Origin of the sequence: Streptomyces sp. NRRL S-1022 (assembly GCF_000720135.1) — a bacterium.
Classification (GTDB): Bacteria; Actinomycetota; Actinomycetes; order Streptomycetales; family Streptomycetaceae; genus Streptomyces.
Genome location: NZ_JOIU01000012.1, coordinates 247,063 through 259,357, shown reverse-complemented (window position 1 = coordinate 259,357; position 12,295 = coordinate 247,063). Strand labels below are relative to the sequence as shown.

The 12,295-nt window shown below is 73.6% G+C and carries 11 protein-coding genes; 10 read left to right on the top strand and 1 reads right to left on the bottom strand.

What is annotated here, in order from left to right:
- Nucleotides 1–1,091: 1,091 nt before the first annotated feature.
- The 3 genes from IG05_RS0118980 (at nucleotide 1,092) to IG05_RS0118965 (ending at nucleotide 4,088) form a co-directional block, all read left to right on the top strand.
- Entirely contained in the window at nucleotides 1,092–1,841 is a 750-nt protein-coding gene (locus tag IG05_RS0118980) for a hypothetical protein (protein WP_234335924.1), read from the top strand.
- Nucleotides 1,838–2,998: a type VII secretion-associated serine protease mycosin gene (gene mycP / locus IG05_RS0118975; protein ID WP_030344055.1), complete on the top strand. Its 1,161-nt coding sequence runs from the start codon at nucleotides 1,838–1,840 to the stop codon at nucleotides 2,996–2,998. Before IG05_RS0118980 ends, mycP begins: the two co-directional genes overlap by 4 nt.
- A gap of 358 nt (nucleotides 2,999–3,356) precedes the next feature.
- Entirely contained in the window at nucleotides 3,357–4,088 is a 732-nt protein-coding gene (locus IG05_RS0118965) for an SseB family protein (protein WP_030344053.1), read from the top strand.
- A 9-nt stretch (nucleotides 4,089–4,097) separates the two neighbouring features.
- Here IG05_RS0118965 and IG05_RS0118960 read toward each other — a convergent pair whose 3' ends face one another.
- The gene (locus tag IG05_RS0118960; protein ID WP_030344052.1) at nucleotides 4,098–4,463 is read right to left on the bottom strand and encodes a DUF1844 domain-containing protein; all 366 of its coding nucleotides are present in this window, start codon (nucleotides 4,461–4,463) and stop codon (nucleotides 4,098–4,100) included.
- Between the two features lie 338 nt (nucleotides 4,464–4,801).
- On the opposite strand from IG05_RS0118960, the gene infC reads away from it, so the two are divergent.
- From infC to pheT, 7 genes are all read left to right on the top strand, one after another.
- Nucleotides 4,802–5,491 carry a translation initiation factor IF-3 gene (infC, locus tag IG05_RS0118955; protein WP_078894323.1) on the top strand — a complete coding sequence of 230 codons (690 nt, stop codon included), beginning with the start codon at nucleotides 4,802–4,804 and terminating at the stop codon, nucleotides 5,489–5,491.
- A gap of 113 nt (nucleotides 5,492–5,604) precedes the next feature.
- Nucleotides 5,605–5,799 carry a 50S ribosomal protein L35 gene (rpmI, locus tag IG05_RS0118950; RefSeq protein WP_004933563.1) on the top strand — a complete coding sequence of 65 codons (195 nt, stop codon included), beginning with the start codon at nucleotides 5,605–5,607 and terminating at the stop codon, nucleotides 5,797–5,799.
- A gap of 97 nt (nucleotides 5,800–5,896) precedes the next feature.
- Entirely contained in the window at nucleotides 5,897–6,280 is a 384-nt protein-coding gene (rplT, locus tag IG05_RS0118945) for a 50S ribosomal protein L20 (protein ID WP_006141703.1), read from the top strand.
- Nucleotides 6,281–6,475: 195 nt separating this feature from the next.
- On the top strand, nucleotides 6,476–7,336 hold the full coding sequence (locus tag IG05_RS0118940) for a TrmH family RNA methyltransferase (RefSeq protein WP_030344050.1): 861 nt from the start codon (nucleotides 6,476–6,478) through the stop codon (nucleotides 7,334–7,336).
- Between the two features lie 50 nt (nucleotides 7,337–7,386).
- The gene (locus tag IG05_RS0118935) at nucleotides 7,387–8,517 is read left to right on the top strand and encodes a sensor histidine kinase (protein WP_030344049.1); all 1,131 of its coding nucleotides are present in this window, start codon (nucleotides 7,387–7,389) and stop codon (nucleotides 8,515–8,517) included.
- Nucleotides 8,518–8,642: 125 nt separating this feature from the next.
- A complete protein-coding gene (gene pheS, locus IG05_RS0118930) occupies nucleotides 8,643–9,764 on the top strand; it encodes a phenylalanine--tRNA ligase subunit alpha (RefSeq protein WP_051790048.1) in 1,122 nt (373 codons plus the stop codon).
- Entirely contained in the window at nucleotides 9,764–12,274 is a 2,511-nt protein-coding gene (gene pheT, locus IG05_RS0118925) for a phenylalanine--tRNA ligase subunit beta (protein WP_030344047.1), read from the top strand. Before pheS ends, pheT begins: the two co-directional genes overlap by 1 nt.
- The last annotated feature ends 21 nt before the right edge of the window (nucleotides 12,275–12,295 follow it).

Here is a 12,295-nt window from a genome sequence, read left to right as displayed (position 1 = left end):
GGCCCGGCGGCCGGCCCGGCCGGCAGGCCCCGCCCGGCCCGGCGGCCGTACCGGCAGACGGCGCGAGCCCGAGCCCGCGAACCGACGAGGCGGTCCCCGACGGCTCGACGGCTCCGGCAGGCCTGAGTGGTACCACGGCGGCTCCGGCAGGCCCGGGTGGTACGGCGACCCTGGCAGGCCCGGGTGGTACGGCGACCCCGGCAGGCCCGGGTGGTACGGCGGCCCCGGCGCGCCCGGTGGCCCCGGCAGGTCCGGCGGCTCCGGCAGGTCCGGGTGGTACGGCAGCCCCGGCAGCCCCGGCAGCCCCGGCAGCCCCGGCAGGCCCGGGTGGTACGGCAGCCCCGGCAGGCCCGGCAGGCCCGGCAGGCCCGGCTGGTACGGCGGCCCCGGCGCGCCCGGTGGCCCCGGCAGGTCCGGCGGCTCCGGCGGCTCCGGCAGGCCGGGCGGCTCCGTCGGAGACCGGTACCGAGACGACGGCCCGGCTGCGCTCCGGCAGGGCGCCCGGGCGGCAGGCCGCCCCGGCGGACGCACCGTCGGAGACGACCGCGCGCCTGCGCCCGATCCGCCAGGTGCCGTCCTCGTCCTCCTCCCCGTCCGCTTCCCAGCGCCCTTCGGCACCCGGCCCCCGCCACCCGGCGCCCGCACACCCCACCCCCACACACCCCGCCCCAGGCCACCCGGCCTCCAAGCCACCCGCTCCCACGCACCCCGCTCCTGCGCGTCCGGCCTCTGCGCCGGCTGCCTCGGTGCCTCCCGCTCCTGCCCGCCCGGCCTCCGCGCCGACTGTCTCCGTGCCTCCTGCTCCTGCCCGCCCGGCCTCCGCGCCGGCTGCCTCTGTGCCGCCCGCTCCCCCGCACCCCGCTCCCGCGCGCCCGGCTTCCGCGCCCCCTGTCCCCAGCCACCCCGCGCCCCCGCACCCGACGGTGCGGGATGGGTGGCGGGCGGAGTCGGGGCGTTCGCCGGCGGACGGTCGGGGGGGATGGAGTCCGATGGGGGCTTCGGGGCCGGATCCGGCGTACGCGTGGGACGCCGGACGCCCCGTGGTGTCGTTCGCGGAGCCGGATGTGTCCGGCGCGCGTACGCGGCCCCGGGTGGGGTCGCGGAGCGTCGCCGCCGCCGTGTGCTTCGTGCTCGGGCTCGGACTCATCGGCGGTGCCGTGACCGGGAGTTGGCTCACCGGGGAGGGCGGGACGGAGGCGGCAGCCAACTCGTTCGGCACCGCCCGTACGCTGTGGCACAGCGTGCCCGTGGACGACCTGTTCCCGCCCACCGTCGAGGGCACGGGCGCCGGCCCCGGCGGCGCCGACCGCACCTGGACCCGGATCGCCGTGGCCCCCGACGCCGGCTGCGCCCACGCCTTCGACCCGCTGCTGTACAAGGCCCTCGCCCCGGTCGGCTGCCAGCGGCTGCTGCGCGCCACCTACACCGACGCCACCCAGAGCTACGTCACCACCGTCGGCCTGCTGTTCACCAAGGCCGACCCCGCCGCCACGTCCGCGCTCGCCGCCCGCTTCCGCGACGAACACCTGGACCTGCGCACCGACTTGATGCCCCGGCCGTACGCCGCCGCCGGCACGGCCGCCGCCGCGTTCGGCGACCGGCAGCGGGCCTCCTGGACCATCTCCGTCCTCACCGACGCCCCCGTCGTCGCCTACGCCGTCTCCGGCTGGGCCGACGGCCGTACCGTCGACGCCCCCCAGCCCGCCGCCGACGCCGTCCGTTCCGGCGCCACCACCGATCCGGCGCAGGCCGGCCTCGGCAACGAGGCCCAGGGCCTGGCCGACCGCGTCGAACGACGTCTGCGCAAGACCGTCGGCACAGCCACGGAGAAGCCCGCATGAAGCCTCTTTCCCAAGCGGTGGCGAGCCTGCTGCTGGCCGGCTCCCTCGCCCTGCTGCCGTCCGCCACCGCGCACGCCGACGGCATCCGCGCCCAGCAGTGGGGCCTGTCCGCCCTCCACCTGGACGAGGTCTGGCGGACCACCAAGGGCCGCGGTGTCACCGTCGCCGTCCTGGACACCGGCGTCGAGGCCGACCACCCGGACCTGGCAGGCAACGTCCTGGCCGCCAAGGACATGATCGGCTTCGGTGCCGGGCCCGGCGACCGCACCTGGGCCCGGCACGGCACCGCCATGGCCGGGATCATCGCCGGGCACGGCCACGGCACCGGTGGCACCGAGGGCGTCATGGGCGTCGCCCCGCAGGCGCGGATCCTGCCCGTCCGGGTGATCCTGGAGGACGGCGACCCCGCCCGCGCCAAGGCCCGTACCACCCGCGGCAACGCCCTCGCCGACGGCATCCGCTGGGCCGCCGACCACGGCGCCGACGTCATCAACCTCTCCCTCGGCGACGACTCCGACTCCGCGCACCCCGAGCCCAGCGAGGACGAGGCGGTGCAGTACGCCCTGAAGAAGGGCGTGGTCGTGGTCGCCTCCGCGGGCAACGGCGGCGACAAGGGCGACCACGTCTCCTACCCGGCCGCCTACCCGGGCGTCATCGCCGCCACCGCCGTCGACAAGTACGGCACCCGCGCCGGCTTCTCCACCCGCCGCTGGTACGCCGCCGTCAGCGCGCCCGGCGTCGACGTCGTCATCGCCGACCCCGACCACAGGTACTACGCCGGCTGGGGCACGAGCGCGGCCTCCGCATTCGTCTCCGGCGCGGCCGCACTGCTCAGGTCGGCCCACCCCGGCCTCGCCCCGGCCCAGATCAAGAAGCTCCTGGAGGACACCGCACGGGACGCCCCGGTGGGCGGCCGGGACGACTCCCGCGGCTTCGGCATGATCGACCCGGCGGCGGCCCTCAGAGCCGCCGCCCGCCTGGAGCCCCGGGGCCTGCGCGCCGCGTCGTACGGCGAGCAGTACTTCGGCACCGGCCCGGACGCCCCCCGGGCCGGCAGCGGACCCTCCGGCTGGGCGGCCCTGCTCGCCGGCGGCACCGGCGCGGTCCTCCTGGCGGCCGGCGTGGTCCTGTGGCGCAGCCGTCGACGGCCGGGCTGAGCCGGCCGCTGTCCGGCGACGCACCCGATCTCCGGGTGACGCGGCGAAGCACCGCGCGGCAGGTGCCCGGCGTCGGGCCGGCCGCGCCGTCACGGCCGAACGCCAGGGGTCACTCGGCGCCGGACGCCGACACCGCCGCTTCCGCCCGGGAGATGCCCTCCGCCCGGCTCGTCGTGCCGTTCGACGGCACCGCGACCAGGTACCCGCTCCCGTCCACCGTCACCCGGCCGATGCCGTCGACCAGCCACAGCCCCGTCGAAGCGGGTCAGGGAGAGCTGGGAGCCCCGTGAGAGCGGTGACACCGGCGTCCGTGGCCCCGCACGAGCCCGGCGGCCCGCCCCCGATAGGGTCGGTGACCGTGGCGAACAAGAACATCCCCGACCCCGGCTTCTCCGACGACGACGGCTCCGCCGACCCCCGGCTGAGCGCCGCGCTCGCCGCCTGGGCCGAGGACCGCAGCGCTCTCGGACCGGTCCTGGAGGCGCTCAAGGGCGCCCGCCTGCTGGTCCCCGTCGTCGCCGTGCTCGGCGAGGTGGAGGAGGACGAGAACGGGCTGCGCCGCGAGAAGACCAGCGACATGGCCGTACCCACCCTCAAGGCCGGCGGCCGCACCGCGCTGCCCGCCTTCACCTCCACGGACTCCCTGGCCCGCTGGGACCCGGCCGCCCGGCCCGTCGCCGTCCCCCTGCACCAGGCGCTCCAGGCCGCCGCGCACGAGAAGGCCGACACGGTCGTGCTCGACCTCGCCGGACCGGTGCCGTTCGAGCTGACCGGCCCGGCGCTGCTCGCCCTCGCCGAGGGCCGCACCAGCACCGACCCGCTCGCCGACCCCGCCGTGGTGGCGGCCGTCCGGACGGCGGTGGCGGCGGAGCCCGCCGTGCTGCGCGCCCACCTCGGGCCCGGACGGGCCGACGGCACCCTCGCCCTCGTCCTCGACCCGGCCGTGCCGCCCGCCGAGGCCGCCCGCGCGGTCGCCGAGCGGCTGGCCGCCGACGAGACACTGCGGGCCCGCCTGGTGCGCGGCCTCGACCTGGCACTGCTGCCGGCCGGGACCACGCCTCCGGGCGAGCCCTTGTACGTGAAGGAGTGAGGGAGCGGGTCAGCCGTAGACGGGCCCGGTGTACTTCTCGCCCGGGCCGTGGCCCGGCTCGTCCGGGACGACGGACGCCTCGCGGAAGGCCAGCTGCAGCGACTTCAGGCCGTCGCGCAGCGGGGCCGCGTGGAAGGAGCTGATCTCGGTCGCGCTCGCGTCCAGCAGGCCGGCGAGCCCGGTGATCAGCTTGCGGGCCTCGTCCAGGTCCTTGTACTTGTCGCCCTCCTCGCTCAGCCCGAGCTTCACGGCGGCGGCGCTCATCAGGTTGACGGCGACCGTCACGATCACCTCGACGGCGGGGACCTCGGCGATGTCGCGGGTCATCGCGTCGAAGTCGGGAGCCTCGGAAGGCCCGGCAGGGGTGTCACTCATGTCCCACACCATAGGTGGTCGGGTCCGGCGGCCCTCAATTAGCCCTTGTCAGGCGATCCTGCTAATGTGAAGGACGACCGGCCGGACCTATGTGCCCGGCCCACAAGTGGAGGCTCCGATCTCCCACCTGACCGTCCCCGGGACGGCGGGTCACCCGGTCAGGCGGCCACCATCGTTCCGTACGGACGATGGAGTCGCCCGAAAGCGCGCCCCGCGGTATCGCGGCGGTGCTCCGGTAGTGCTTGGAGCCCCGCATGTGATCGGCCGGGGCATTTTTTGTGCTTCGGCGCGGTTAGGTCTCAGAAAAGAGACGTTACGCGGCTGTCCGCCAGACCGCCGTGTGGTGCTACCGAGGAGGATCCATCAGCGCCGAGCCCCGCATCAACGACCGGATTCGCGTTCCCGAGGTGCGACTTGTCGGTCCCAGTGGCGAGCAGGTGGGCATCGTCCCGCTCGCTAAGGCACTGGAGCTTGCGCAGGAGTACGACCTGGACCTGGTCGAGGTCGCGGCGAACGCCCGTCCGCCCGTGTGCAAGCTCATGGACTACGGGAAGTTCAAGTACGAGTCGGCCATGAAGGCCCGTGAGGCGCGCAAGAACCAGGCGCACACGGTCATCAAGGAGATGAAGCTCCGGCCGAAGATCGACCCGCACGACTATGACACCAAGAAGGGTCACGTCGTCCGGTTCCTCAAGCAGGGCGACAAGGTCAAGATCACGATCATGTTCCGTGGCCGTGAGCAGTCCCGCCCCGAGCTGGGCTACCGACTGCTGCAGCGGCTTGCGGAGGACGTCCAGGACCTCGGTTTCGTCGAGTCGAACCCGAAGCAGGACGGCCGAAACATGATCATGGTCCTCGGTCCGCACAAGAAGAAGACCGAGGCGATGGCCGAGGCCCGCCAGGCGCAGGAAGCCCGCAAGGCCGAAGCGAAGGCGAACCCCGGTAAGTCGCAGAACGCCGCGGACCCGGACGCTGTGAACGCCGAGGGCCACGACGAGGCCCCTGCCGAGGCTCCCGCCGAGGCGTGATCCCGGGGGACGTACGTCCCCGAGGATGTAACCGAAAGAAGAGCGACGCTCCACCGTGCCCGGTTTTCCACGACCGGGCATCGGAGCGCCACCGACGAGGAGAGAACGGCGCTATGCCGAAGAACAAGTCGCACAGCGGTGCCAGCAAGCGCTTCAAGGTCACCGGCTCCGGCAAGGTGCTCCGTGAGCGCGCCGGCAAGCGCCACCTGCTCGAGCACAAGTCGTCCCGCGTCACGCGTCGCCTCACCGGCAACGCCGAGATGGCCCCGGGCGACGCCGCGAAGATCAAGAAGCTTCTCGGCAAGTGACGCGCGGCGCCGCCTGAGCGCCGTACGTCTGGACCGGGACCGAATCGTTTCCGGGTCGTGTGAAGACCACCACGACCCCGCTACAAGGAGTTAACAAGTGGCACGCGTCAAGCGGGCAGTCAACGCCCACAAGAAGCGCCGGGCGATCCTCGAGCAGGCCTCCGGCTACCGCGGTCAGCGTTCGCGCCTGTACCGCAAGGCCAAGGAGCAGGTCACCCACTCGCTGGTCTACAACTACAACGACCGCAAGAAGCGCAAGGGCGACTTCCGTCAGCTGTGGATCCAGCGCATCAACGCCGCTGCCCGCGCCAACGGCATCACCTACAACCGCTTCATCCAGGGTCTGAAGGCCGCGAACGTCGAGGTCGACCGCAAGATCCTGGCCGAGCTGGCCGTGAACGACGCGAACGCCTTCGCGGCGCTCGTCGAGGTCGCGCAGAAGGCGCTGCCGTCGGACGTCAACGCCCCCAAGGCCGCGTGACGCCGCGCTGGCTCTGAGCCGACGCTCACTGGAGGACCCGCAGGCTGTCATGGCTTGCGGGTCCTGTCGTTGGGGCCCACCGCACGTCGTTCGGCCGCGGGTCCGTCGTGGCTGCCCGCGCTCACGCGGCGGAGCCGCATACCGACAGAGCCCCGCGCCCCTCCGGGGGCGCCACAAGTTTCCGAAGGTACGAGGATGCCCCCCGTCTCCCCTGAGCTCATCTCCCCCCGGTCCGCCCGTGTCTCCGCCGCCCGGCGGCTCGCCAAGCGGAACTTCCGGGGCAGGGACCGGCTGTTCCTGGCCGAGGGGCCGCAGGCCGTGCGGGAGGCTGCCGGGCACCGGGCCGGGGGACAGGCGACGCTGGTCGAGGTCTTCGCCACCGTCGAGGCCGCGGAACGCTACGCCGACATCATCGGGGCCGCACGGGACGCCGGTGCCCGGGTGCACCTGGCCTCCGAGGAGGTCATCGCCGACATCTCCACCACCGTGACCCCGCAGGGGCTGGTCGGGGTGTGCCGGTTCCTGGACACGTCCTTCGAGGACGTCCTCGCCGCCCGGCCCAGGCTGGTCGCCGTGCTGGCGCACGTGCGGGACCCCGGCAACGCGGGCACCGTACTGCGCTGCGCCGACGCCGCCGGCGCCGAGGCCGTGGTCCTCACCGACGCCTCCGTCGACCTGTACAACCCCAAGGCCGTCCGGGCCTCCGTCGGCTCCCACTTCCACCTGCCCGTCGCCGTCGGGGTACCCGTCGAGCGGGCCGTGGCCGGGCTCCAGGAGGCCGGGGTGCGCATCCTCGCCGCCGACGGGGCCGGCGACCGCGACCTGGACGAGGAACTGGACAAGGGCACCATGGGCGGCCCCACCGCCTGGGTGTTCGGCAACGAGGCCTGGGGGCTGCCCGAGGAGACCCGCGCCCTCGCCGACGCCGTCGTACGCGTCCCCATCCACGGGAAGGCCGAGAGCCTGAACCTCGCCACCGCCGCCGCCGTATGTCTCTACGCGTCGGCCCGTGCACAGCGCGCCTCCGGAGGGTGCCGTTCCGTCACCGAGAGCTAGTAGGGTGACCAGCGCGGGGCCCTGCGCCGTCTGAGAGGTGGGGTACGGGGATGAGTGTGGCCGGCACGAGCACCGCGCCGGAGGGACGGGACGCGCGGCGCGCGCCCGCGCTCCCGTACGCCGGCGCCGGCGTCGATCCCGACCAGCTGCCCGACGGCCTCGTCATCGCCGACGAGCACGGCCGGGTGACCTGCTTCAACGCCGCCGCCGCGCGCATCACCGCGGTACGGCCCGCCGACGCCCTCGGGCGGTCCCTGGAGCAGGCGCTGCCCCTGGAGGACCTGGAGGGGCGCCGCTGGTGGCAGCTCACCGATCCCTACGGCGGCCTCGCCATCCGGGTCCGGCAGCCGGAGCGCAACCTGCTGCTGCCGGGCGGCCGTGAGGTGCTCGTCACCGCCCGCTACGTGCGCGACGAGCCGCTGGGGCCGGTGCGCAGCGTGGTCGTCTGCCTCAGGGACACCGAGGCCCGGCGCCGTACCGAGCGCAGCCACGCCGAGCTGATCGCCACCGTCGCCCACGAGCTGCGCTCCCCGCTCACCTCGGTGAAGGGCTTCACCGCCACCCTGCTCGCCAAGTGGGAACGCTTCACCGACGACCAGAAGCGGCTGATGCTGGAGACCGTCGACGCCGACGCCGACCGTGTCACCCGCCTCATCGCCGAACTGCTGGACATCTCCCGGATCGACTCCGGGCGGCTGGAGGTGCGCCGCCAGCCCGTGGACATCGGGGCCGCCGTCTCCCGGCACATCCAGGCCTACGTGGCGGCCGGCCAGCGCGCCGACCGCTTCCTGCTCCGCATCGAGCAGCCGCTGCCCGGGCTGTGGGCCGACCCCGACAAGATCGACCAGGTGCTCAGCAACCTCATCGAAAATGCCGTGCGGCACGGCGAGGGAACCGTCACCATTGACGTCACGCCCACGCCGTCACCGCGCGAGGGCGAGGAAACCGGCACGTCGGTCACGGTGAGCGACGAGGGGTCCGGCATCCCGGAGGAGTCCATGAACCGCGTCTTCACCCGTTTCTGGCGGGGCAGCAAGCGCGGCGGCACGGGCCTCGGGCTGTACATCGTCAAGGGCATCGTCGAGGCCCACGGCGGCACCATCACCGTCGGCCGCGGCCCCCAGGGCGGCGCCGAGTTCCGATTTACGTTGCCCGTGGCGGCCCCGGCGTATCTCGCCTAGCGGCCCACGGGCGCATTCGTACACCTCCACCCCGTTAGACTCGGCCCTTGGCACCTTTGTGTCTTCACACGGCCCACCAACGGTCGCGGGGACCATCCGCCAGCCAATCGGAAGCACGGGAAGAAATGTCGGCACCCAATAAGTCGTACGACCCTGTCGAGGTCGAGGCGTTGAAACCGGAAGAGATCGAGCGCATGCGGGACGAGGCGCTCGCCGCCTTCGCCGCCGCGGACTCCCTCGACGCGCTCCACGAGGCCAAGGTCGCCCACACCGGCCCCGCCTCCCCGCTGGCCCTCGCCAACCGCGAGATCGGCGCCCTGCCCCCGCACGCCAAGGCCGACGCCGGCAAGCGCGTCGGCATGGCCCGAGGCGCCGTGAACAAGGCCCTCGCCGCCCGCCAGGCCGAGCTGGAGGCCGAGCGTGACGCCCGGGTGCTGGTCGAGGAGGCGGTGGACGTCACGCTGCCCTACGACCGTGTCCCGGCCGGCGCCCGGCACCCGCTGACCACGCTCTCCGAGCGCATCGAGGACATCTTCGTGGCCATGGGCTACGAGGTGGCCGAGGGCCCGCAGGTCGAGGCCGAGTGGTTCAACTTCGACGCGCTCAACATCGGACCGGACCACCCGGCCCGCGGCGAGGCCGACACCTTCTTCGTGCAGGGCCCCGACGGCGGCACCGAGTCCGGTGTGGTGCTGCGCACCCACACCTCGCCGGTGCAGATCCGCTCGATGCTCGACCGCGAGCTGCCGGTCTACGTGATCTGCCCCGGCGTCGTCTACCGCACCGACGAGCTGGACGCCACCCACACCCCGGTCTTCCGCCAGGTCGAGCTGCTCGCCGTGGACGAGGGCCTGACCATGGCCGACCTCAAGGGCACCCTGGACCACATGGTCCAGTCCCTGTTCGGCGAGGGCATGAAGACCCGGCTGCGGCCCAACTTCTTCCCGTTCACCGAGCCGAGCGCCGAGATGGACATGCTCTGCTACGTGTGCAAGGGCGAGTCCGTCGGCAACCCCGACCGGCCCTGCCGCACCTGCTCCAGCGAGGGCTGGATCGAGCTGGGCGGCTGCGGCATGGTCAACCCGCGGGTCCTGACGGCCTGCGGCATCGACCCGGAGAAGTACAGCGGCTTCGCCTTCGGGTTCGGCATCGAGCGGATGCTGATGTTCCGCCACAACGTCGAAGACATGCGAGACATGGTCGAGGGTGACGTCCGGTTCACCCGGCCGTTCGGGATGGAGATCTGATGCGGGTCCCGCTTTCTTGGCTGCGGGAGTACGTCGACCTGCCGGCCACGGAGACCGGCCGCGACGTCCAGGCCAAGCTCATTTCGGCCGGCCTGGAGGTCGAGACCGTCGAACAGCTCGGCGCCGACCTCAAGGGCCCGCTGGTCGTCGGCCAGGTGCTGACCATCGAGGAGCTGGAGGGCTTCAAGAAGCCGATCCGCTTCTGCACGGTCGACGTCGGGCAGGCCAACGGCACCGGTGAGCCCCAGGAGATCGTCTGCGGCGCCCGCAACTTCGCCGTCGGCGACAAGGTCGTCGTGGTCCTCCCGGGTGCCACGCTGCCCGGCGGTTTCTCCATCGCCGCCCGCAAGACCTACGGCAGGACGTCCCACGGCATGATCTGCTCCGGCGACGAGCTGGGCATGGGCGACGACGGTACGCACGGCATCATCGTGCTGCCGCCGGAGACCGAGGTCGGCAAGGACGCCATCGAGCTGCTCGAACTGGTCGACGAGGTCCTGGACATCGCCGTCACCGCCAACCGCGGCGACTGCCTGTCCATCCGCGGTGTCGCCCGCGAGACCGCCATCGCCTACGGCCTGCCGCTGCGCGACCCCGCCCTGCTGGACGTACCGGCCCCGAACGCCTTCGGGTACCCGGTCCAGGTCGGCGACCCGTTCGGCTGCGACCGCTTCACCGCCCGCACGGTCACCGGTCTCAGCCCCGAGGCGCGCTCCCCGATCTGGCTCCAGCGCCGGCTGCAGAAGGTCGGCATGCGGCCGATCTCGCTCGCCGTCGACGTCACGAACTACGTGATGATGGAGCTGGGCCAGCCCCTGCACGCCTACGACCGCACGCTCGTCCAGGGCACCATCGGCGTGCGCCGGGCCGAGGATGGCGAGAAGCTCGTCACCCTCGACGGCGTCGAGCGCACGCTGCACGCCGAGGACCTGGTCATCACCGACGAGCGCGGCCCGATCGGCCTCGCCGGTGTCATGGGCGGCGCGAACACGGAGATCGCCGACCACGAGGACGCGGAGACCACGACCGACGTGGTCATCGAGGCCGCTCATTTCGACGCCGTCTCGATCGCCCGTACGGCCCGCCGCCACAAGCTGCTGTCCGAGGCGTCCCGCCGCTTCGAGCGCGGCGTCGACCCGCAGGCCGCCGCGGCCGCCGCGCAGCGCACCGTGGACCTGCTGGTCCTGCTCGCCGGGGGCACGGCGGAGGCCGGTGTCACCGAGATCATCGCGCCGTCGGCCCCGCACACCATCACCGTCCCGGCCGACCACCCGGACAAGGTGGCGGGCGTCGGGTTCGGCCGTGAGACGGTCGTCCGCCGCCTCCAGCAGGTCGGCTGCGACGTGTACGGGCAGGACGAACTGATCGTCACCGTCCCGTCCTGGCGGCCCGACCTGGTCGACCCGAACGACCTCGCCGAAGAGGTCATCCGGCTGGAGGGCTACGAGAACCTGCCCTCCACGCTGCCCAAGCCCCCCTCGGGCCGCGGCCTCACGGACCGTCAGCGGCTGCACCGCCGGGTCGGCCGCGCGCTGGCCGGCGCGGGCTACGTCGAGGCGCCGAACTACCCGTTCGTCAGCGAGCAGGTCTTCGACCAGCTCGGCCTGGACTCCGACGACCCGGCCCGCCGTGTCGTCAAGCTGGTCAACCCGCTCAACGACGAGGAGCCCGCGCTGCGCACGACGCTGCTGCCGGGCCTGCTCGGCGCGCTGCGGCGCAACGCCGGCCGGGGCGCGCACGACCTGGCGCTGTTCGAGACCGGGCTGGTGTTCCACCCGCGCGAGGAGCAGCGCGTCGCCACGCACCTGCCCGTCGACCGGCGGCCCACCGACGAGGAGATCGCCGCGCTGGACGCCGCGCTGCCCGAGCAGCCGCGGCACGTGGCCGTCGTCCTCGCCGGCGCTCGAGAGCAGGCCGGCTGGTGGGGCAAGGGCCGGCCCACGGACTGGGCCGACGCCGTCGAGGCGGCGCGTACCGTCGCCCGCGAGGCCGGCGCCGAGCTGGTCGTGCGCAGGGGGCAGTACGGTCCCTGGCACCCCGGCCGCTGCGCCGAGCTGATCGTCGTCGCCGACGGCACGGAGCAGGTCGTGGGCCATGCGGGAGAACTGCACCCGCGTGTCCTCAAGGCCCTGGGCCTGCCGGAGCGGACCTGCGCGGCGGAGCTGGACCTGGACGCCCTGGAGGCGGTCGGCGACGGTGCCCCGCAGGCGCCGTCGATCTCCACGTTCCCCGTCGCCACGCAGGACGTCGCCCTCGTGGTCGACCAGTTCGTGCCGCACGCCGACGTGGAGGCCGCGCTGCGCGAGGGCGCGGGTGAGCTCCTCGAGTCCATCCGGCTGTTCGACGTGTACGAGAACGCCGAGCAGCTGGGGGACGGGAAGAAGTCGCTGGCGTACGCGCTCCGCTTCCGGGCGGCCGACCGCACACTGACCGTGGACGAGGCGTCCGCCGCGCGGGACGCCGCGGTCGCCCTCGCGGGCGAGCGCACGGGCGCGGTTCTCCGGGGCTAGCGGCTGCGTACATCGACTGCA